This is a genomic window from Flavobacterium gilvum (genome assembly GCF_001761465.1).
Lineage (GTDB): Bacteria > Bacteroidota > Bacteroidia > Flavobacteriales > Flavobacteriaceae > Flavobacterium > Flavobacterium gilvum.
The window spans coordinates 2,670,510-2,693,075 of the sequence record NZ_CP017479.1; the positions used below are offsets into that span (position 1 = coordinate 2,670,510).

Sequence of the window (22,566 nt, forward strand, 5' to 3'; positions counted from 1 at the left end):
GAATAGGGATTTTGGATAGTAAATGGGAAGTCAGGAAAAATAAAAAGGTTTTTAGTTTCGAAAGATATTTAACCGCAAATTATACCAATTTGAACAAATTAATTAGTGACAATTCGTGTCTGATAAATAGGCGAAGTAACCTTACCTATTTTCAGTTTGCCAACAAAATATATGGATTTATGTTAAATTGGTTTATTTAACTAAGACTCGGTTTTGTGAAATTTCCTATTGAGAAGCGGTTTTTTTTATTGTAATTTTGAAGTTCATAAAAAACAGCTATTTTTTTGAGAACTTCTATTCATAAAATTATTGAGGAACCATTACACTTTAAGCAGCAGCTTATTATTTGGGGACAACAATTTCGAGAGATAACTTTTCTGGACAGTAATTCATTTTCCGACAAATATTCTAGTTTTGACTGTGTATTGGCTGTAGATGCTTTTACATCTATAAAAACAGACTACTACAATGCTTTTGAAGATTTAAAACAATACCAACAGGCTACAAAAGACTGGCTGTTTGGTTATTTATCCTATGATTTAAAAAATGATATAGAGCATTTGGATTCCAATAATTTTGATGGATTGGATTTTCCTGATTTGTTTTTTTATCAGCCTAAAAAAATATTTTTGTTGAAAGGAAATCAGCTCGAAATTCAATATCTCAATATGTGTGATGATGAAGTTGAAGAGGATTTTAACGATATAATCGAAAGTCAAAAGTCGAAAGTTGAAGGTCATGAAAAAATCACTATCGAGCAGCGTATTTCGAAGCAACATTATATTGAGAAAGTAAATAAATTACTAGAACATATTCATCGTGGCGATTTGTATGAAGCCAATTTTTGTATGGAGTTTTTTTCTAAAAATGCAATAATCAATCCACTGGAAAAATTCTTTAGGCTTAATGAAATTTCAAAAGCTCCGTTTACTTTTTTTTTTAAAAATAATAAACAATTTTTACTTTCGGCATCACCGGAAAGGTATTTGAAAAAAGTAGGTGATAATCTCATTTCGCAACCGATAAAAGGAACTTCCAAACGATTTTCGGATCCTGTTGAAGATGAAATATCCAAAAATAATTTGGCTAATGACCCCAAAGAAAGAGCCGAGAATATTATGATAACCGATTTGGTTCGAAATGATTTGTCGAGAACGGCACAAAAATCGACTGTTGAAGTGAAAGAACTTTGCGAAATTTACTCTTTCCTGCAGGTACATCAAATGATTTCGACCATAACTTCTAAAATCGATTCTCAATATGCGGCAGTTGATGCGCTCAAAACCACATTCCCTATGGGAAGCATGACGGGAGCTCCAAAGTATGCTGCAATGAAAATCATTGAGGAGCTCGAAGAAACCAAGCGCGGATTGTATAGTGGGGCAGTGGGTTATTTTTCGCCCTCTGGAGATTTTGATTTTAATGTGGTTATTCGTAGCATTCTCTACAATCAGGAAAATAAATACGTGTCTTTTTCTGTAGGAAGCGCCATAACTTCACTGTCTATCCCCGAAAAAGAATATGATGAATGTTTGCTGAAAGCCAAAGCAATGCATGAAGTTTTGATGTGATTTTAATTGTGTAAATTCAAAATAAAGTCCATGTTTTTTCAAAATTAAAGTTGTGTGAAAAAATAATTAAATTTGGTGCATGAAAAACATAATTCAAAATCATATTGACAAAGAAATTCCTTATTTGAAGCAAAAAAAACTGCTTCTCGCAGTAAGTGGTGGTTTGGACAGTATGGTTTTATTGCATTTATTTCAGGAAATGAAATGTGATATTGCCATTGCACATTGCAATTTTCAGCTCCGGGGAATGGAGAGTTTTGGTGACCAAAAATTTGTGCAGGATTATGCCGAAGCCAATGAAATTCCCATTTTTGTAACCCAGTTTGATACCGAGGCTTTCGCCAAAGATTATAAATTTTCGACTCAGGTTGCTGCTAGGGAATTACGATACAATTGGTTTTACGAGTTATTGGAAACCGAAAATTTTGATTATATACTCACCGCTCATCACGCCGATGACAATCTTGAAACTTTTTTGATTAACCTTACACGAGGAACAGGATTGGAAGGATTGACTGGGATTCCGGTGCAAAATGACAGGGTGATTCGTCCCTTGCTTTTTTTGTCTCGACAAGAAATCGAAAATTATGCTAAGGCAAATGATATTCAGTGGCGGGAGGACAGTAGCAACGCATCGGATAAATATGTTCGGAACAAAATACGACATCATTTAATTCCCGTTTTGAAGGAGTTGAATCCCCATTTTATGAGTTCATTTTTGAAAACCGAAGGCTATTTGCAAGAATCATTGGCAATGGTCGAGGATGCCGCATCGATGGTTTATCAGCAAGTCGCTATTGAAGAGGGAGACCAAATTCGGTTTAAATTAAAACAACTGTTGCAATTGCCCAATTATCAGGCGTATTTGTACCAATGGCTGAAAGAGTATGGTTTTACCGCTTGGGATGATATTTACGATTTGGTAGCCAGCCAATCTGGTAAACAAGTTTTTGCAGCGGATTATAGATTGTTGAAAGACCGAGATTCTCTTATTTTATCGTCTATTTCAAATTTCGAGGAAAATTTGGAATTTAAAGTTGATAAAGATAATACAGAAGTTAAGATTCCCTTAAACATGATTTTTTCTAAAGCATCAACCATCAGTGAAGCTTCAAATAAAGCTATATTTGTAGACGAAAATCAATTGGAATTTCCGTTGGTAATTCGCAAGTGGAAAACTGGTGATGTTTTTCACCCACTTGGAATGGATGGGAAATCCAAAAAGCTGAGTAAATTTTTTAAAGACGAAAAATTATCTTTGATCGAAAAAGAAAATACATGGCTTTTATGCTCCAATAATCAAATTGTTTGGGTCATTGGTTTAAGAGCCGATCATCGTTTTAAAACCTTAAATGCAACCAAAAATATACTTAAAATTGAATTAATTTAGATCCCAATAATGAAGAAAATATTTTTTATACTTTTTGCTTTTTTGGCTTTTGCCAAAGTAAATGCACAAGTTTTGGATCCAGTGAAATGGACAACATCAATCGAGAAGAAATCAGAAACCAATTATATTTTGACATTCAGTGCCGTTATTGAAAAAGATTGGCATATGTATTCCCAATTCACTCCAGATGGAGGACCGCTTCCATTGGAGGTAGTTTTCAAGGATCAAAAAGGGAATTTTAATTTGGTTGGCAAAGCCAAAGAAAGTAAAACGACAAAGGCTTTCAATGATGTTTTTGGTGTTGATGAAATTTTCTTCCATGATAAGGCGCAGATTCAGCAGGAAATTACTTTGGTAAACCCTAAAACTGCTTCCATTCAAGCCGAATTGAGTTATCAGGTTTGTAAAGAAGTTTGCATCAATCAGGAAAAGAAATTCACTTTCAAAATTCCAACTACAGAACCTGCAGCAGCTGTAACAACGCCAGTTTCTACAGAAAAGAAAGATACTGCCAAAATAGACACGGCAAGCACATTTACAGTTGTTACCAAAAAAACTGCGACAGTAGAAAAAGTCGAAAACAAAGCTACAGAACAGTCAAAACCAGTTGCCGAAATTGGGTTATGGTCTATTTTTTTCATTGCTTTTTTCTCCGGTTTTGCAGCTTTGCTAACACCTTGTGTGTTTCCAATGATCCCAATGACGGTTAGTTTTTTTACCAAACAAAGTAAAAATAAAGCAGCCGGAATTCGCAATGCAATTATTTACGGAATTTCGATTATACTGATTTATGTGTTGCTGGGATTGTTTGTGACTTGGATTTTTGGTGCCGATGCGCTGAATGCTTTATCCACAGATGTTTGGTTTAATATTTTGTTTTTTATATTATTGGTGGTATTTGCCGTTTCGTTTCTTGGTGCTTTTGAAATCATGTTGCCAAATTCTTGGGCAAATAAAGTAGATAGCCAAGCGGATAGAGGAGGAATAGTTGGGATATTGTTTATGGCTTTGGCTTTGGCGATTGTTTCGTTTTCCTGCACAGGGCCTATTGTTGGAACGCTTTTGGTAGACGCTGCTTCCAAAGGGGGAATCGCTCCAGTAATTGGTATGTTTGGGTTTTCATTGGCGCTAGCCTTACCTTTTATGTTGTTTGCAATGTTCCCGGGATGGTTGCATTCGTTGCCAAAATCAGGAGGATGGCTGAATACGGTTAAAGTAGTTTTGGGATTTTTGGAATTGGCTTTGGCATTCAAATTTTTGTCCAACGCCGATTTGGTTTTACAATTGCATTTATTGGAAAGAGAAGTGTTTTTGGTAATTTGGATTGCCATTTTTGGAACCTTGGCTTTCTATTTATTCGGAAAAATTACGCTGCCTCATGATAGTCCGCTAACACATATTTCGGTTGGAAGATTGTCTTTGGGATTATTAGTTTTGTCTTTTACCATCTATTTAATACCGGGACTTTGGGGTGCACCTCTAAAATTGATCAGTGCGTTTCCTCCCCCAATGGAATACAGCGAAAGTCCGCTGGGTTTAGGAAATTTGAATAATGGAAACGCTTCAGCCGTAACTTTGCCGGAAGGAGCAGTTTTAGGGCCAAATCAAATCGTTGTTTTTAATGATTATGATAAAGGATTGGCTTACGCCAAAACGGTAAACAAACCTATAATGCTTGATTTTACAGGTCATGCCTGTGTAAATTGCCGTAAAATGGAGAACAACGTCTGGTCTGATGCAAGTGTACTTCCAATCCTAAAAAAAGAGGTTGTGGTCATTTCATTATATGTGGATGACAAAAGACCATTGCCAAAAAGCGAGCAGTTTACATCAAAACTTACAGGTTCTGAAATTGAAACAATTGGCGATAAATGGACCGATTTTATGATTTCCAAGTACAATACAAACACACAGCCTTTATACGTTTTAACCGACTTGGATGGAAATAATCTCAACGAAAAAAAGCCTACCATAAGCTATGTGAGTGTCGAAGAATACGAAGCTTGGCTGAAAGAAGGAATCTCGAATTTTAAGAAATAAGCTTAGGGATTAAGTTAAACCATGAAACCTGTTCATTACAAAATGGACAGGTTTTTTTATGTCCAATTTTTTCGAAATTCTGTTACTGTTTTTTTATTTTTTGTTTGAATCTAAATTTTGTAGATATTGGTTTTCTTTCAAAATATGAAAAGATGCAGTTAGTAGTTTTTTTTATTCATTTAATCGAAAATGTAATAAAAAGTAGATTAATGTATTCTTAATTCTATAAATTAGTGCTTAAGTGTTTGGAAAGTAGGTCGTTGAATTTGATTTTACGTGTTGAAATATTTTTCTTCAAAAACACTTTTTTCTTTACAAACCAGAAATAGATAGCCCCATCTATTGGTTGATATTTTATAATTGGCATATCCATATTCTTTATTATAATATTTAAAACCGAATAGATTATGAAACAACTTCTACCTAAATCACCATTTTTAACGTTTATTTTTCTGATTGCAAATTTGTTTTTTGCAACTGTAAGTTTCGGGCAGACTGTATCACTTGATCAGGCTGATTTGGATTACGCCCCAGGAGAAACAGTTTATATTACTGGAACTGGCTGGCATTCTAATGAAATAATTAATTTGCAGGTTGATCATCTTAGTCAACCTATTCCTGATCATGGAACGCCCGATCCTCATCTTCCTTGGACTGTTGAAGCGGATAGCTCTGGAAATTTTACTGCTTCGTGGGTTGTTACGGAATATGAATTGGGGGCTAACCTTTTGCTTAATGCTGATGGGTTATTGTCTGGGTATACTTATAAGGTGTTTTTTACGGATGGGCAAAGAGATTTTAATTCGCTTACTGTTGGTTCCCAGGCGGGTACAGCAACTTATGGAACAGCTGGATCACCTACATTTCTTGTCACAGTTTTTACTACTGCTAGTGGTGGTGGAACAAGTAATTTAGGACCTATTTCTCTTTCAATTACTGGATTGCCTGTCGGTGCGATACCTACTTTTTCTCCAGTTAGCCCATTAAGCGCAAGTGATACTACACCAAATCCGACTACAACACTTACAATTACGACTACGAGTAACCTAAATGCTGGCTCATATACTTTTACAGTAAAAGCTTCAAATACTCAAGGTAATAAAACAACATTTGTAGAATCCACCGGAACGCTTATTGTAACCAAAACACCTTTAAGCGTAACGGCAAATGCAGCTGGCAAAACTTATGATGGTTTGGCTTACAGCGGAGGTAACGGAGTTGCTTACTCAGGTTTTGTCAACAATGAAACGGCATCCGTACTAGGAGGCACATTGGCCTACTCAGGAACATCACAAGGAGCGATCAATGTTGGGCCATACGTGATTACCCCCGGAGGATTGACTTCAAACAATTATGCGATTACCTTTAATAACGGAATTCTAACAGTAGGAACTGCACCTTTAAGCGTAACGGCAAATGCAGCCGGCAAAACTTATGATGGTTTGGCTTACAGCGGAGGTAACGGAGTTGCTTACTCAGGTTTTGTCAACAATGAAACGGCATCCGTACTAGGAGGCACATTGGCCTACTCAGGAACATCACAAGGAGCGATCAATGTTGGGCCATACGTGATTACCCCCGGAGGATTGACTTCAAACAATTATGCGATTACCTTTAATAACGGAATTCTAACAGTAGGAACTGCACCTTTAAGCGTAACGGCAAATGCAGCCGGCAAAACTTATGATGGTTTGGCTTACAGCGGAGGTAACGGAGTTGCTTACTCAGGTTTTGTCAACAATGAAACGGCATCCGTACTAGGAGGCACATTGGCCTACTCAGGAACATCACAAGGAGCGATCAATGTTGGGCCATACGTGATTACCCCCGGAGGATTGACTTCAAACAATTATGCGATTACCTTTAATAACGGAATTCTAACAGTAGGAACTGCACCTTTAAGCGTAACGGCAAATGCAGCTGGCAAAACTTATGATGGTTTGGCTTACAGCGGAGGTAACGGAGTTGCTTACTCAGGTTTTGTCAACAATGAAACGGCATCCGTACTAGGAGGCACATTGGCCTACTCAGGAACATCACAAGGAGCGATCAATGTTGGGCCATACGTGATTACCCCCGGAGGATTGACTTCAAACAATTATGCGATTACCTTTAATAACGGAATTCTAACAGTAGGAACTGCACCTTTAAGCGTAACGGCAAATGCAGCCGGCAAAACTTATGATGGTTTGGCTTACAGCGGAGGTAACGGAGTTGCTTACTCAGGTTTTGTCAACAATGAAACGGCATCCGTACTAGGAGGCACATTGGCCTACTCAGGAACATCACAAGGAGCGATCAATGTTGGGCCATACGTGATTACCCCCGGAGGATTGACTTCAAACAATTATGCGATTACCTTTAATAACGGAATTCTAACAGTAGGAACTGCACCTTTAAGCGTAACGGCAAATGCAGCTGGCAAAACTTATGATGGTTTGGCTTACAGCGGAGGTAACGGAGTTGCTTACTCAGGTTTTGTCAACAATGAAACGGCATCCGTACTAGGAGGCACATTGGCCTACTCAGGAACATCACAAGGAGCGATCAATGTTGGGCCATACGTGATTACCCCCGGAGGATTGACTTCAAACAATTATGCGATTACCTTTAATAACGGAATTCTAACAGTAGGAACTGCACCTTTAAGCGTAACGGCAAATGCAGCTGGCAAAACTTATGATGGTTTGGCTTACAGCGGAGGTAACGGAGTTGCTTACTCAGGTTTTGTCAACAATGAAACGGCATCCGTACTAGGAGGCACATTGGCCTACTCAGGAACATCACAAGGAGCGATCAATGTTGGGCCATACGTGATTACCCCCGGAGGATTGACTTCAAACAATTATGCGATTACCTTTAATAACGGAATTCTAACAGTAGGAACTGCACCTTTAAGCGTAACGGCAAATGCAGCTGGCAAAACTTATGATGGTTTGGCTTACAGCGGAGGTAACGGAGTTGCTTACTCAGGTTTTGTCAACAATGAAACGGCATCCGTACTAGGAGGCACATTGGCCTACTCAGGAACATCACAAGGAGCGATCAATGTTGGGCCATACGTGATTACCCCCGGAGGATTGACTTCAAACAATTATGCGATTACCTTTAATAACGGAATTCTAACAGTAGGAACTGCACCTTTAAGCGTAACGGCAAATGCAGCCGGCAAAACTTATGATGGTTTGGCTTACAGCGGAGGTAACGGAGTTGCTTACTCAGGTTTTGTCAACAATGAAACGGCATCCGTACTAGGAGGCACATTGGCCTACTCAGGAACATCACAAGGAGCGATCAATGTTGGGTCATACGTGATTACCCCCGGAGGATTGACTTCAAACAATTATGCGATTACCTTTAATAACGGAATTCTAACAATTGATTGCTTATCTATCGATGCAGGCGCAAGTAATAAAACCGTAGCAGTATCTACCACCTTTGCATTAAGTGCAAAAATAACACCACCTGCTGCAGGCATAACTGTGAATTTCTATCTTGACGATAGCTCTACTCCAATTGGGACAGGTATTACTACTTCTCCTGACGGAATAGCAACTTGTACAGTAACAGGAGGGCTACCAACAGAAGTTTATCTCGTAAGGGCAGTCCCTGAGAATAATTGTCAAAGCTCCACAGCTTATCTTGCAGTATACGATCCAAATGGTGGCTTTGTAACTGGTGGTGGTTGGATTAACTCTCCAGCTGGTGCATATGTAGCAGACAAATATTTAACAGGTAAAGCCAATTTCGGTTTTAATGCTAAATACAAAAAAGGAAATAATGAGGTGGATGGAAATACGGAGTTTCAATTTCAGACCGGGAATCTTAACTTCAAAAGCAGTTCGCATGATGACATGTCATTAGTAATTGCTGGAGCACAAGCTATTTACAAAGGGAAAGGGACTATAAATGGTATTGCAGGATATAGTTTTATGGTTTCAGTTGTCGATGGAGATAAGAAATCAACAAGTGTTTTGGATAAATTTAGAATTAAAATTTGGAATACAGGAGGTGTTGTTTATGATAATCAGATTGGTCAAGCGGATAATGTAGAGGCATCTACTGTACTTGGAGGTGGTTCCATTGTAATACATGAAGTTAAGAAAAACACAAGTAAAATTGCTGAAAAAGAAAGTATCGCAACACCAGAAATTCTGCAATTCAAAGTCATTGCTTACCCTAATCCATCCAATTATCAGTTTTCATTGGCTGTAACAAGTGATAGTAATGAAAAAGTGGAAGTTTTGGTGTATAATATGTCTGCTAGATTGGTAAAAAGAATAGAAAAAAGCAATGAAAAAACTATTCTGTTTGGTGAGGATTTGCCTGCTGGTGAATATCTTGTTCTGATTCGTCAGGGAGAAAATCAAAAAGCAGTAAACGTAATTAAGAAATAAATAAATATAACTTTTGTTGAGGGCTGTCCAAATATGGGCAGCCCTTTTTTTCTTTTGGAGATGATTACAAAAAAAAGCAACCCGAGCGATAGCGAACAGGCGAAGCAAATCTCTCTCTCTTTAGCCCCGATAGTAGTGAAAATCCTTTTGTGCCGGGGTTCGGTACAAAAGATTGAAACGGATAGCGGGACTTATGCCTGTTGAAAATGCCTAATTTTTCTGCTCCAAAAATTAATTAATTGAACTAAGATTATAAAAAAATCACTTCTCAAAAACTACTGTATTTGCTGTTGCTCCAAGATCCAATAGGTGATTAGTGATGTTTTTTACAAATTCTGAAGGGCCGCAGACATAAAAGTTTTGGCTGAAGTCTGCAATGGTGTCAATCAAGAAATTTCGATCGATTCTTTTTTCTTGAAAACCTACCACATTTTCTCGGGTAAATACGTTTAAAAAGTCTTTTTTTAGCATTTTTTGCAATTCTTCGGGCACAATTACATCTTCGGCTGTTTTATTGCTGAAAATGAGTTTGTTTCCCTGTATTTGCTGTTTTTTGTATAAATCTCGAAAGATTGAAATAAAGGGTGTAATTCCAGCGCCTCCCGCAATAAAAGTTCCTTTTCCTTTGTACTGAATTGCCCCGAAAACATCATGCAGAATTAATTCGGCTCCGGCATTGATGCTTCCTAACTTGTTGGTCACACCTTCATGATCCTTGTAAATTTTAATCATGAATTCGAGATAATTCTGTTCCCTTAAATTGGTAAAAGTAAAAGGTCTCAATTTATCCTTCCATTCGGGAAGATTTATGGAAACATCTGTAGCCTGTCCTGGAATGAAATCGTATCCAGAAGGTTTTTCGGTTACAAAACATTTTACGTCATGGTTGATGTAAAATGCCTTTAGTACTTTTACAATTTGTGTTTCCATAGGTTTTATTGCTGGTTTTGTATTGTCGCAAATCGGAGTTTATTTTTGATTTGTTGCTTGATTTCAATCAAAGGAGTGTTTTATTTTTCTCCGTAAATAACAAGTGCACTCGAGTCAATAATGACATTGTTGTCAGGATATTTTTGATTCACTAATAAATATACTTCATTTTTAATTTTTTCTTTCAAAGTATCGTCTGCTTTGCTTAGGGCTGCAACTACAGGTGCTGCAACATCGTTTATCATACTCCAATATACATCGGTTGTTTTACAGTTTAATTTTCCCGTAACTTCATTTACAGAAATGTTTTTTAGGCCTGCCTGCGAAAATAAATCCGACATGAATCCTTCTTTTGCGCAGCGAAACATTCCAGGGGCTCCAGGTGGAGGAGGGGAAATTTCCATGTTTTTACCGATAGTTCCCATGGTGGCGGTTATCCAGAAGTTTTTTTCTGGTACGTTCCAAACTGCGGTTGCAATTTTGCCTCCGGGTTTAAGAACTCGCGTCATTTCTTTTATCGCCAATTGCATGTCAGGAAAAAACATGAATCCAAAGCGACAACTAATCGCATCGAAAGTATTATCTGCAAAGGGAAGTTCGCAAACATCGCAAACTATGGTTTCAAAATTTTTGATCCCTCTCTTTTTTGCATTTTCCTGAGCCACTTCGAGCATTCCTTCGGCCAGATCTGTGGAGATTACTTTACCACCGTTTAAATGCGAAGCAATAGTCAGTCCTGGTTCTCCGGTTCCGGCGGCTACATCCAGAACTATTGCGTCATTTTTTGGACTTATTAACTTAATAATTTCGTCTCCCATGGGTTTTAGGAAATCCATGGTGAGTTCATCCCATTTTTTCCAACCGGGAGAAAACTTATTCCATGTTTCTTTTTGTTGATCCCTGATTTGTTCTATTTCTAATTCCATAATCGTATAATTTATTTATTCTTGATAATGTGTTTTAGATGATAATAAAGGGCTTTAATTTATGGTTGCGAAAGGGGATATTAAATTTAAGAATATTATGATTCTGTCTCTGTTAAAGTCATCATATATTTTACAATAAGAGGGTGGTTATATAAAAGAAAACAGGTTGTCTCTATTTTGAGACAACCTGTTTTTGGTTAAGGGGGGTATTTTTATTATTAATCGAGTTTTACAAGTATTCTCCGTGTTGAGAAATATCCAATCCTAGTTCTTCTCTTTCTTCAGTAACTCTCAAAGGAGTAATTTTGTTTACGATGAAAAATAAAACATAAGACATTGTGAAAGCGAATATGGAAACGAGAACCAATGCTTTCAATTGAATTAAAAATAGAGTTGGGTCACCAAAAATTAAACCTTGGTTATCACCTACAATTGGATTTATTGCTTTTGATGCAAAAACACCAGTCAAAAGCATTCCAACCATACCACCAACACCGTGACAGGCAAATACGTCTAAGGCATCGTCAATTTTTCCTTTAGGGAATTTGCTTACCACAAGGTTACTAACGATACTAGCAATAATACCAATTGCAATTGCATGCGGAATACTTACGAATCCAGCAGCTGGGGTAATGGCAACCAACCCTACTACTGCACCGATTGAAGCTCCCATTGCCGAAAGTTTGTGTCCCATAATCTTATCAAGGAATACCCATCCCATTGCGGCAGCTGCAGCGGCTACAGTGGTTGTTCCCAATGCTTGTGCAGCAAGGCTTCCTGCTCCTACAGCAGATCCGGCGTTGAATCCAAACCATCCAAACCATAATAAACCAGTTCCTAATAATACATAAGTAATACGAGCTGGATTTGTTTTTTGAACTTTTCTTTTTCCAAGGAAAATTGCTCCTGCCAATGCAGCCCAACCAGCACTCATGTGTACTACTGTTCCACCGGCAAAATCCAATACTCCCCATTTAAAGAACATTCCGTCAGGATGCCAAGTCATGTGGCATAATGGCGCATATACAAATAATATGAACAATACCATAAATAATAAGTATGCCCAAAAACGTACTCTTTCTGCAAAAGCTCCAGTTACCAAAGCGGGTGTGATGATAGCAAATTTTGCTTGAAACAGGGCAAATAAAATGAAAGGAATAGTTGGTGCCAATTCCCATGCTGTGCTAGCGTTTACTCCATTAAAAAGTAAATTCGAAGTTGGATTACCTATAAAACCTCCAATTGTAGGTCCAAAACAAAGTCCAAAACCTATAAGAACCCATAATACTGTTACGATTACCATAGCCATATAACTTTGTAGCATAGTACTGATGACGTTCTTTTTGCCTACCATTCCACCATAGAAGAATCCAAGGCCAGGAGTCATTAATAAAACAAGGGCTGTAGCTACAATCATCCAAGCTGTGTCTCCCGTGTCTAATTTTAATTGAACAACATGAGCTCCTAATGTTGGCGATTCAGCAATTAAATAAATTGAAAAAATGGATAGTACCAAGATTGTGATAAGTATCACACATAAAATAATTTTTCGCATAGTTTTTTGGTTTTAATTTTTTATAAAAGTATCAAATGATTTTATACCCTCCAAAAAATAAGGGGTTAGTATTGTTATTTTTATGAATTTTTAATTTGACCCCTGTCAATTTTATGGGGTATTTAATTTTTAAAGCTAAAAAACAGAATGTGTCAATATGATTTTAAGTTTTCTTTTAGTTTTATTTCTTAATTAATGTGAAATTTGCAGAATTATCGGATATTTTGGTAGCTGAACGGCTTTTTTGTTAATGATAATATAAAATATTGATCACAGTTGGCTTTTTTTAGATAGAACTGTGATTTGTTCTTTAAGATGGTTTTTTATCTTTTGTGAATTTTTGGAACGAATCGGTGGTTTTTGCAATCGGTGTTAATTTTGTTAAATTTATTAAAAATATGTTAATATTTAAAAAAAATATTGAAGATTTATTGATTGCTGATTTTGTCTGGATTACTAATCGGTAATTCAGTTTGGAATAGTGTATTTTCTTGACTGTTGTTTATTTAGTTTTGACTTTTAGCTGTTTGTGTTTTTTTTTAAGTGTTGCTTTTGTGAAAAATGAAACAAAAAAAACACCCGTAAAAGGGTGTTTTGGTTTATTGTTGAAATGCGAATTTTATAAATACTCTCCGTGCTGAGTAATGTCAAGACCGAGTTGTTCTTTTTCTTCAGAAACTCTTAAAGGTGTTATTTTGTTAACTATATAAAAAAGGAAATAGGACATTGTGAACGCAAATATTGAAACACCTATTAATCCAATCGATTGATGGATGAATAATTTGGTTTCGCCATAGGCAAGTCCCTGGTTGACAACTGCAGGATTAATATCTTTGGAGGCAAAAACTCCGGTCAGCATCATTCCTACCATTCCGCCAACACCGTGACAGGCAAAAACATCTAATGCGTCATCGATTTTTCCTTTTGGAAATTTACTAACCATTACATTACTGATAAGGCTTCCTATAATTCCTATTGTGATTGCGTGTGGCATACTGACAAATCCTGCGGCAGGGGTAATGGTTACTAATCCCACTACAGCTCCTATACAAGCTCCCATTGCCGAAAGTTTGTGTCCCATAATTTTGTCTATAAATACCCAGGCCATAGAGGCAGATGCGGCTGCTACAGTTGTGGTTCCTAATGCTTGTGCGGCAAGTCCGTTGGCTCCCATAGCGGATCCTGCATTGAATCCAAACCATCCAAACCATAATAATCCGGTTCCTAATAATACATAAGTGATGCGGGCAGGATTTTCTCTCGGAACTTTTCGTTTTCCAAGAAACATTGCACCAGCAAGGGCTGCCCATCCTGCGCTCATGTGTACGACTGTTCCTCCGGCAAAATCCAGTACTCCTAAATTATATAGCAAACCGTCTGGATGCCAGGTCATATGAGCTAATGGAGTGTAAACGAATAAAATAAACAATACCATAAATAATAGGTAAGCCCAAAAACGGATACGTTCTGCGAAGGCTCCTGTTACTATGGCGGGAGTTATGATGGCAAATTTTGCCTGAAATAATGCAAAAAGTAAAAAAGGGATTGTTGGGGCCAATTTCCATGAAGTGCCAGTACCTACTCCCTGAAAAAAGATATTAGGTATTGGATTTCCTATTACGCCTCCAATTGATGGTCCAAAGGATAGTCCAAAGGCGATAAGTACCCATAAAACAGTTACTATAATCATGGCCATGAAGCTTTGAAGCATGGTGCTAATAACGTTTTTTTTGCCGACCATACCACCATAAAAGAAACCTAATCCAGGAGTCATTAATAGGACTAGTGCCGAAGCGACTATCATCCATGCAATGTCTCCGGTATCGAATTTTGAAATTTCAGCGAGGTTTGTTGGATTTTTTGTTAAAAAGTAATGTGAGGTATAAGATAGTACCAAAACCGTGATGAGAATCAAACTTAAAACTATTTTCCGCATTTTTGACTGTATTTTTATTTTTTTTGTGCAAAAATATAAAATCATTTCGATTACCCTTCTTATTGGAGTGTTTGATGATGATTTTTATTGATTTTTTATTTTGTACCCACTATAATTTTAGGGGGTAATGTAAAAGGTATTAAAAAATAATAATAATTTAATTTAAGGCAGTTTTTTAGGCTGTAAATAGAACATGTTTTTTATGAATTGCAACTATTTGTCTTGATTTTATTGATATTATTAAAATAGAGTTATAAATTTAATAAGTTTATTTCCTTTTGTTATAAAAAAATATGCTTGTCCGTAATCGTATCTAATAAGTTTTTTTGCCAAAAATTACACGAATTAGCGCAAATTTAAAAAATGTAAGCATCAAAAAAATCTGTGACAATCCGTTTAATCCGTTCAATCTATGGCTTATCTTCGGCTTTTAGGCAACATAGCGGACAAGCATATAAAAAAAAATATTTTGATTCTTGTTTCCGCCGATATGATTTTAAATTACAAATTAAATCGCATGTCTCCGTCCAATCCGCTATTCATTTGTGTAAAAATATTCAGTTGTTGCACCATTTTTTCCAAGTCGGTTTCAGAATGATGAGCACTGATGACAATTCTGCTCAATTTTCCGGATGCCGTAGGATACGGAAAAGAAGTTGGTATAATATTGTTATCCAAGAGCAGTTGGAGCAGTTCGTCATTGTCAAAATAAATTGCAGGATAGCTATTGGTAAACGTAAAACAAGTATTGGGAATTAAATTAGTGGAAACATAATTTAAATTGTTTTTAAGTTGTTGTCTTTGAGTTTGGTAAATAGTTTGTGCATTTACAAAGGTTTCCAGAAAAGCAGGATTCATTCCTGAGGCTCCAATAAAATTTTGCTGTTTCTTTATTTGGTTTACAAATTGGGAATTTCCAGAAATTATTCCGCCCGAAAGACCCATGGCTTTTCCAAGAGATGCAATACTTATTTTACAATAAACATTTGGAAGTTCATATTGATTCAAAACACCTTGTCCTTGATTTCCGAGAATTCCTATACTGTGTGATTCGTCAAGTAGTAAAGTGATTTCTTTGTCACTTGGAATACTTTTTAAAATATCCAAATTAATAGGGGTAACTTCCAGAGACGGAATGGCATCGGCAACTATTCCTATTTTTGAAACGGTAGGGTCAAAAATAAAGGGGTTTAGCTTTCCATTTTGAATCAGCGGCAGCGAAAAAGGATGCAATAAGGCTGGATGTGTATTTGGGAAATGAAAAACCAGGTCGGTGGTATGATGTAATTGTTCCAATGCCAGTTTTCCTGCCAGCATTCCGGATGAAACCGTAACGGCAGCTTCGGTTTGCATTTGTTGGGCAAGTAAATTTTCGGCAATATCGTAAATATCCAATTGTATATTTGCCGAACGGGAACTACCGTAGCTCGTTCCCCATTTTTGGAAAGCGGCCAACAGCATATTTTGAAACTCGGGAAGTGTTGTGACTCCAAGATAATTGGTTCCGCCAAAGTACAGGAATTCTTCCCCGTCTTTGTAAAACACTCTGTTAGGAATCTCGTTTACCTGCATTGGTTTAGTGTTTTAGTAATGCTGCGCCTATTCCGTTTCCTTCTGCATAGTGAACGATACCGTCTGTAATGGTAACACCAATCGCGATATCATTGGATAATAATAAAGCACCATCCATATCTACATAATCTAACTCCGGTAATAAATGGGCTATGGCAGATATTCCGATAGAAGATTCTGTCATACAACCCACCATAGTTTTCATGCCATATTGTTTGGCCTCGGCAATCATTCTTCGGGCAGGGGTGAGGCCACCACATTTTACGAGCTTTATGTTTACTCCATGAAAATGATTGTGGCATTTGGCAACATCTTCTTCAATAATACAGCTTTCATCGGCAATGATTGGTAAAACAGAATGTTTGAAAACCTCTTTGTGTGCCGCCCATTGGTCTGCTTTCATTGGTTGTTCAAGGAATTCAACTCCTAGTTTTTTCAATGCAATTGCATTATTAATTGTCTCGGTTACCGTCCAACCACAATTGGCATCGATTCGGAAACGCGCATTGGTGTGTTTGCGTAATTCGGTAACAATGGCGATATCGTCTTTGGTGCCCAATTTGATTTTATAAATTGGCCAAGGCATTTCTTTCAGCTTCATCACCATTTTATCGATTTTATCAATACCAATAGTATAATCGGTTTTTGGGTTGTGCAAAGGCGAATTGCCCCAAAGTTCGTATAGTTTTTTGCCTTTTTTCTTGGCATACAAATCATTGTAAGCCATATCCAACGCACATAAAGCAAACATATCGTGTTTTAATAAAGCCGAAGCACTATCCCAAAATTCCTCGGGAGTTTCGTCATTATGCGCTTCTATGAACGGAATGATAGATTCCAGATTGGCTCTCATACTATCCACTGTGATGTTATAATATGGATTTGAAGTTGCCTCACCAAAACCCGAAAATCCATCACTTTGCAATTCTACAATCAAAGTAGGCTGTATGTCGTGTGACTCTCTCGAAATTGTGAAAGTGTGCCTTAACTGGAGTTTAAAAGTGCGAATGATTATTTTCATAGACAATAGATTTTATTTGATAACTAATTTATTGCTTTAATCTCTAAGAAAATTACAGTTAGGTGAAATTTTTTAATTTTAAATAAACTTCACCAATTAATATTGCAATGCCAAAACTGATTAAAGTTCCAATTAATATATACTCGGTTAATTTAATTTCTTTATTTTCTTTTAAATCGCCAAATCTAAAAATTGATTTGGCAGCCAATAAAAATCCAATTCCTTCCCAAAATGAAGTGGTCACAAAGACAAAAATAAATAAGCGTTCCAACATTCCGATGTATTTACCGGCGTCTTTTATTCCGTTATTTGGAAAAGGAAAATTGAACATTTCCATTATCTTTTTTATTACAATTGCCGAAACAAATGTGATACATACTAATGCTATAAATAATAAATAATTTTTAGAATTAAATATAATGTCAAAATCTATTTTATATTCATAGAAGTGATTGATAAATAGACCGATTGTGATTGCGTGTAATGCCTGGTCGAGTGCCAAATTACCAACGGTACTAATTTTATTTTTGATTACTATTTTGGTTATTATATCTATTACTAAATGTGAGATTGCCAAAACAATTGCAGGTAAAATGTATTGCTTTTCAAATTTAGTAATAGATAGAATCAGTACTAAATGTATTAAAATATGGAGGTATAAAAAGGTTGATTTAAGTTTCTTATTTGCAATACTCTCCACCATTTTATTGGTTTGAAAAACAAAGTCTCCAATTAAATGGGCTAATGTAATTTTTAATATTAATTCAAACATTGCTTTATCTTTTTTGAATATAAATCTAAGATTTCTGTTATTTCGTCATATCCTCCTCGTTTCAATGCTTTATTTATTGTTGTTTTATCTTTTGATAATTTTTCAGCTATTTCCTTTTGGAGCAGTTCTTTATTTTTTAAAGTATAGAATATTGTTTCGGAGGTAACAGGTTTCCAGTTGTTGCCAATAAAACTCAATAATCGTAATATTGGATTTAAGTAGTCATCAAATTCTTGAAAAGGGCTCTTTAGAATTAATGTATTATTTTTAATCTTTTCGAAACTTTCGCCTGAATTTATATAGGCAGAACCATTTGATTCAGTGATTTTTTCTCCTTCAAAACTTTTTTCTCCTATGCCTATCGACATTCTAACGTCTAATTTGCTGTTTGATTTTATCAAAGCTTTTATGCCGATTGCAATTTCTAAGGCATTTTCGGGAGTAACTTCTATCTGAAAACTATCACCTCTATATATTTCCCATTTTTTTGTGGTTAATGTAATTTCCGAAAAATATTCTTTCAGCTTTGGAAGCCAAATTTCAGAATTCACATTTCGGGAATTTATTATATCTCCTGTAATTACTGCTACCATGTTTTTTTGAATTTACACAAATATACAAAAATTGGTCAAAAAAAGCCATTTTTTGCAAATTGCTATTTTTTGACCAATTTTGTAATTGACTACTATGGTAACTCGTTGGGTGTAATTATTTTTTAACACATAGATACATAGAATTTATTGTTTTTAAAAAAGGATTTGATAGTCGTTTTACTTCTCACATAGCTAATCTATGTGAAAAATAGTTCTATTTCTATTCAATCTTTAATGATTTGCTATTAAATCTATGTATCTATGTGTTTCATTTTTTATTTAAACTGAATTTCACCCAACGGGTTATGGTATATTTGAAATATAATTATAAAGCAAAAATATAATTGGCTTTTTTAGACCAATTAAGGAATGTTGGCTTAAAACCAACAATTGATTAAAATCATTTCAAAATATGTTTACTCAAAATTTGATACACTTCATTGATATTGTTGCCACTTTTGCCAAATTGTTTCGAAATAGGAGCGGCTTCGCCAGTCAGCCAAATTTTTAATTCGGCATCCATATCTAGAATTCCGGCACTTTCCTTGGAGAATTTTTTGATCGATGAATATGGAATCGAAAGATAATCCACCTTGCTTCCCACTAATTGTTTTTCGACCAAAATCATTCTTTTATTCGTAAAAACAAACATATCCTTAATTACTTTGAATCCTTTTTCGATTTTTTCACCTTCAATCAATAAAGGTTCATATTCCTTTGAAAGATTTTCAAGATTCACTTCTGATGCGTTGCCCAAAATGGCATTAAATAGTCCCATGGTATTTTTTTAATATATTATTTGGAGTCAAATTTAAAGAAATTACTTGTTTTGGCATTACAATTTGGGTCAAAATCGAAGATTGGACCGTATTTACTCGGTTATATTTTTTCCTTTTTATAAAATAAAAGAATGAAGGAAATACCAATGGTCATGGCAATAACAAAACCGATTAAAGCAACATTTTCGGCATGAGCTTCGTGACCTTTTTCAACCACTTCTTTCCAAATACCGCTGTTACTCTTAAAACCCAACAGACATTGTGTAAAATTCCACGCAAAATGTATTCCCAGTGGTAACGCAATGCCTTTTGTTTTAAGTGCTGACAAACCAAATAAAATTCCGCCAAGCCCGGATCCAATTATTGACATTTTCCAAGACATTCCAGAAATGACATGTTCCAATATGAAAATTATGGTTATAAAAACTAAAGCAAAAACAGGATTTATTGAATTGGCTAGATTTCGCATTGCGTAAGAGCGAAAGACCAATTCTTCCCGTAACGCAATGACAAAGTAAAGTCCCAAAGACGAAATAATGCTTAAAACCGATATGTTTCCTGATAAATTAAATTTTATTTCAGCAAAGTTACTCGCAATTAGCGCCTGAATTAGTACCAAAATAAATCCAAGTCCGAAACCGCTTAGAAATCTTGGAAAGTGGGTGCTTTTAATTTTTAGACCAATATCACTTAAAGTCAGTTTGTCCCTTTTTGCAAAAAGTAGGATTAAAACGAAGGTGAGAATTGATGTAATCGAAATAGACAAATAATCGTCCAAATGTAATTTTTTGCAAAAACCAGAAACAGCGGCGAAGATCGCAATACTTAGGACATAGAAGAGTAGAACTCGACACAATGCATAAAATGATTTTGAGGCACTGTTAAATGATTTCATAAGCGTTGCGATTAGGAAGCAAATTTTTTTTAATCTTTCAGGTTAATTGTTGGCAACTTATAGTTCCATGTCAAATTTATCCAATCTATTCGATTAGTTTTTAATCCATTTAAGAAATTTGTTATATCGTTGCCATAACCTCTTTTGGTCAAGGCAAATAGTAGAATCGTTGGATTCCCTTTTGCGTCTGAAATCTTTTTATATCTGTAAGCATTCCATTCCACAATATCACCAGAACTCATTAAGAAATCGATCATATATTCGCCTGTTTTCGAATTAGTCGTAATTTGGTAGTTGCAAACTTTATCTGTTTTTTTTCTTTCCTGCAGTTCTGATTCTTTTAATCCAACAACTTTTTCAATTGGCAAATCCTTAGTTATTGCTTCCATCATTACCATTGTTTTAAAACTTTCAGGTTTTTCTCCTGCCGATAAATATTCGTGTTTATAATAAATAGCGTTTGGATGTGAACTCCACGCCAGTTTATAAACGGTATTGGATAACGAAATCTCAGGAATCGAAAAATAATTTTTCAAATTTTGAGCACTCACGTTTAAACTCAAAACAAAAAAAATCGCTGATAAAAGTATAATTTGTTGAGTTTTTTTCATGTTTGTAATTTTTTGAAGTGTATGGTTTGTTGTTGATGATAATGTGTGAAATTGAGATTAACAGAATCATTCCAAATGCAAAACCATCTTTCGATTAAGCCTATTTCATAAAATGAGTTGTAGAAGATGTTGTCAGGCGTTATTGTTTATCTCCAATTGTTTCTTTTAATCTTGTTTTCCAATCATCTATTTCAAATTTATCTATAATTCGACCTTCTGGATTTATTAAAAAGCAAGTCCTTGAACAAAAATCTTTTCTATAACTATTCTTAATTGTAGGATTATTGTCAGCTATAACAAACGGCCCATTTAGTTTAAGATTTTTAATGTTTTGTTCTAAAATATTTGGAGAGTTGTCAATTCCAAGAATACTAATTTGCGAACCATAAGCTTCACTTAATTCTTTAAAATACTCATAACTAGATTTCTCTGACCAACAAGGCGATACATTTGCAAGCAACATATATTTCCTTTTATAATTGCTTGACAAAATTGAATCATTGTCAATAGTACGGCAATTAAACGTGGGTGCAATAAAACCTACCTGAGTACCAACTTTACTTCCCACATTATTTTCAATTACCAATTTAATAAAGCGACCATCATTAGAAACATCATCAAAACGATAATATTTGTTTTCCAATTTTAGATATTCCCCTTGATTTATTTTTTCACCTTCCATAATGGAGTCTTTATAAACTCCATTTTGACCAACCAATGCAATTATGGGATTCTCAAAACAAAAACGATAAAAAGGCAATCCGTTAATAACTTGGACTTTGTAAGTGTTTTTGCCAATAGTAAAGCTTGACTCTAAATGGCGTGAAATTATGAGAGATAACGTATTTGTCTTATTTTCAGCAACAATTACCCAACCAAAATCCTCAACCAATTTTGCCCCATTATATATGTTGTACTTAACTTTTATTGGCTTATTCTGAATAGCTATTTTTTTAAGATTTTTATACGACCTAATTGAGTCATCTCTTAAATCTTTGTTGTTATTTTCATCGACAATAAAAATTTGATGCCCATTTTGTTCACCTGTCAATACTACAAATGTATTGTCTTTAAGTTTTGGAATATTTGAAGTATCAATTTTTTGAGGAACATAGCTTTTCAAAAAAGAAGTAAGATATTCTGATTTATTCTTTTTTAAACGACTATACTGAGAAGGCTTAAAATCAATTAATTCATATGCAATTCTTATTTTATTAATGTTTTTAGGATACATTATCGAAAAATCATTAAATTTAGAGATATCTGAAAATTCGAGGGGCAGTGCTCCATAACCCATCATTCCAAAACCTTTTATCTTTTCTGTTTTAAGTAACATTGTATCTTTAAATGATGAAAAAATATTTAATTTTTGAGCTTCTACTGAATACTCAAAGAAAAAAAGACATAAAAAAATCAAAATAATCTTAGTGATTGTCATTGAAGTGTGTTTTTTATAATGTTTGCCAACTTATTTAATATATGTCATAATCATAACAAATCCCTCAAATTTAAGGTAAATATGATAACTGTTATATATTCTTTCTTTCAAATATAGAGAATAATACTTATAAAATATTT

At 35.3% G+C, this 22,566-nt stretch carries 16 protein-coding genes; 4 read left to right on the forward strand and 12 right to left on the reverse strand.

Going from position 1 to position 22,566, the window contains the following annotated elements; all coding sequences use genetic code 11:
- Window positions 1–284 precede the first annotated feature (284 nt).
- The 4 genes from EM308_RS11115 to EM308_RS11130 all read left to right on the forward strand — a co-directional run bounded on the left by EM308_RS11115 (window position 285) and on the right by EM308_RS11130 (window position 9,398).
- Complete coding sequence (locus EM308_RS11115) at window positions 285–1,571, forward strand: anthranilate synthase component I family protein (RefSeq protein ID WP_035634685.1); 1,287 nt, start codon at window positions 285–287, stop codon at window positions 1,569–1,571.
- A gap of 79 nt (window positions 1,572–1,650) precedes the next feature.
- A complete protein-coding gene (tilS, locus tag EM308_RS11120) occupies window positions 1,651–2,961 on the forward strand; it encodes a tRNA lysidine(34) synthetase TilS (protein WP_035634686.1) in 1,311 nt (436 codons plus the stop codon).
- A 9-nt stretch (window positions 2,962–2,970) separates the two neighbouring features.
- Window positions 2,971–5,001: a protein-disulfide reductase DsbD family protein gene (locus EM308_RS11125; protein WP_035634688.1), complete on the forward strand. Its 2,031-nt coding sequence runs from the start codon at window positions 2,971–2,973 to the stop codon at window positions 4,999–5,001.
- Window positions 5,002–5,408: 407 nt separating this feature from the next.
- Complete coding sequence (locus EM308_RS11130) at window positions 5,409–9,398, forward strand: MBG domain-containing protein (RefSeq protein ID WP_070261835.1); 3,990 nt, start codon at window positions 5,409–5,411, stop codon at window positions 9,396–9,398.
- A 261-nt stretch (window positions 9,399–9,659) separates the two neighbouring features.
- Here the strand turns inward: EM308_RS11130 and EM308_RS11135 are convergent, their stop codons facing one another.
- The 12 genes from EM308_RS11135 to EM308_RS11190 form a co-directional block, all read right to left on the reverse strand.
- Window positions 9,660–10,328 (reverse strand): FAD-binding oxidoreductase, encoded by a 669-nt coding sequence (locus EM308_RS11135; RefSeq protein ID WP_035634692.1) that lies wholly within the window; start codon window positions 10,326–10,328, stop codon window positions 9,660–9,662.
- Window positions 10,329–10,408: 80 nt separating this feature from the next.
- A complete protein-coding gene (locus tag EM308_RS11140; protein WP_035634695.1) occupies window positions 10,409–11,254 on the reverse strand; it encodes a class I SAM-dependent methyltransferase in 846 nt (281 codons plus the stop codon).
- A gap of 229 nt (window positions 11,255–11,483) precedes the next feature.
- Window positions 11,484–12,809: an ammonium transporter gene (locus EM308_RS11145; RefSeq protein WP_035634697.1), complete on the reverse strand. Its 1,326-nt coding sequence runs from the start codon at window positions 12,807–12,809 to the stop codon at window positions 11,484–11,486.
- Between the two features lie 619 nt (window positions 12,810–13,428).
- The gene (locus EM308_RS11150; RefSeq protein WP_035634699.1) at window positions 13,429–14,745 is read right to left on the reverse strand and encodes an ammonium transporter; all 1,317 of its coding nucleotides are present in this window, start codon (window positions 14,743–14,745) and stop codon (window positions 13,429–13,431) included.
- A 501-nt stretch (window positions 14,746–15,246) separates the two neighbouring features.
- Window positions 15,247–16,317 (reverse strand): aminotransferase class I/II-fold pyridoxal phosphate-dependent enzyme, encoded by a 1,071-nt coding sequence (locus tag EM308_RS11155; RefSeq protein WP_051877659.1) that lies wholly within the window; start codon window positions 16,315–16,317, stop codon window positions 15,247–15,249.
- Between the two features lie 4 nt (window positions 16,318–16,321).
- Window positions 16,322–17,338, reverse strand: coding sequence for a dipeptide epimerase (locus tag EM308_RS11160; protein WP_035634701.1), 1,017 nt, complete (start codon window positions 17,336–17,338; stop codon window positions 16,322–16,324).
- Between the two features lie 58 nt (window positions 17,339–17,396).
- Window positions 17,397–18,110 carry a DUF3307 domain-containing protein gene (locus EM308_RS11165; RefSeq protein ID WP_035634703.1) on the reverse strand — a complete coding sequence of 238 codons (714 nt, stop codon included), beginning with the start codon at window positions 18,108–18,110 and terminating at the stop codon, window positions 17,397–17,399.
- Complete coding sequence (locus tag EM308_RS11170; protein WP_035634706.1) at window positions 18,098–18,703, reverse strand: SatD family protein; 606 nt, start codon at window positions 18,701–18,703, stop codon at window positions 18,098–18,100. The genes EM308_RS11165 and EM308_RS11170 overlap by 13 nt, the downstream gene beginning before the upstream one ends.
- Before the next feature lie 400 nt (window positions 18,704–19,103).
- The gene (locus tag EM308_RS11175) at window positions 19,104–19,481 is read right to left on the reverse strand and encodes a PH domain-containing protein (RefSeq protein WP_035634708.1); all 378 of its coding nucleotides are present in this window, start codon (window positions 19,479–19,481) and stop codon (window positions 19,104–19,106) included.
- A gap of 101 nt (window positions 19,482–19,582) precedes the next feature.
- Entirely contained in the window at window positions 19,583–20,377 is a 795-nt protein-coding gene (locus EM308_RS11180; protein WP_035634709.1) for a CPBP family intramembrane glutamic endopeptidase, read from the reverse strand.
- A gap of 29 nt (window positions 20,378–20,406) precedes the next feature.
- Complete coding sequence (locus EM308_RS11185; RefSeq protein WP_035634711.1) at window positions 20,407–20,988, reverse strand: hypothetical protein; 582 nt, start codon at window positions 20,986–20,988, stop codon at window positions 20,407–20,409.
- Between the two features lie 139 nt (window positions 20,989–21,127).
- A complete protein-coding gene (locus EM308_RS11190; protein WP_035634713.1) occupies window positions 21,128–22,426 on the reverse strand; it encodes a TlpA family protein disulfide reductase in 1,299 nt (432 codons plus the stop codon).
- Window positions 22,427–22,566 lie beyond the last annotated feature (140 nt).

Excerpts from the sequence above, each read along its gene's own strand:
- EM308_RS11160 (WP_035634701.1), bottom strand. The coding sequence starts at position 17,338 with ATGAAAATAATCATTCGCACTTTTAAACTCCAGTTAAGGCACACTTTC.
- tilS (WP_035634686.1), top strand. The coding sequence starts at position 1,651 with ATGAAAAACATAATTCAAAATCATATTGACAAAGAAATTCCTTATTTG.
- EM308_RS11190 (WP_035634713.1), bottom strand. The coding sequence starts at position 22,426 with ATGACAATCACTAAGATTATTTTGATTTTTTTATGTCTTTTTTTCTTT.
- EM308_RS11150 (WP_035634699.1), bottom strand. The coding sequence starts at position 14,745 with ATGCGGAAAATAGTTTTAAGTTTGATTCTCATCACGGTTTTGGTACTA.
- EM308_RS11185 (WP_035634711.1), bottom strand. The coding sequence starts at position 20,988 with ATGAAAAAAACTCAACAAATTATACTTTTATCAGCGATTTTTTTTGTT.
- EM308_RS11180 (WP_035634709.1), bottom strand. The coding sequence starts at position 20,377 with ATGAAATCATTTAACAGTGCCTCAAAATCATTTTATGCATTGTGTCGA.
- EM308_RS11170 (WP_035634706.1), bottom strand. The coding sequence starts at position 18,703 with ATGGTAGCAGTAATTACAGGAGATATAATAAATTCCCGAAATGTGAAT.
- EM308_RS11135 (WP_035634692.1), bottom strand. The coding sequence starts at position 10,328 with ATGGAAACACAAATTGTAAAAGTACTAAAGGCATTTTACATCAACCAT.
- EM308_RS11175 (WP_035634708.1), bottom strand. The coding sequence starts at position 19,481 with ATGGGACTATTTAATGCCATTTTGGGCAACGCATCAGAAGTGAATCTT.
- EM308_RS11145 (WP_035634697.1), bottom strand. The coding sequence starts at position 12,809 with ATGCGAAAAATTATTTTATGTGTGATACTTATCACAATCTTGGTACTA.
- EM308_RS11155 (WP_051877659.1), bottom strand. The coding sequence starts at position 16,317 with ATGCAGGTAAACGAGATTCCTAACAGAGTGTTTTACAAAGACGGGGAA.
- EM308_RS11125 (WP_035634688.1), top strand. The coding sequence starts at position 2,971 with ATGAAGAAAATATTTTTTATACTTTTTGCTTTTTTGGCTTTTGCCAAA.
- EM308_RS11140 (WP_035634695.1), bottom strand. The coding sequence starts at position 11,254 with ATGGAATTAGAAATAGAACAAATCAGGGATCAACAAAAAGAAACATGG.
- EM308_RS11165 (WP_035634703.1), bottom strand. The coding sequence starts at position 18,110 with ATGTTTGAATTAATATTAAAAATTACATTAGCCCATTTAATTGGAGAC.
- EM308_RS11130 (WP_070261835.1), top strand. The coding sequence starts at position 5,409 with ATGAAACAACTTCTACCTAAATCACCATTTTTAACGTTTATTTTTCTG.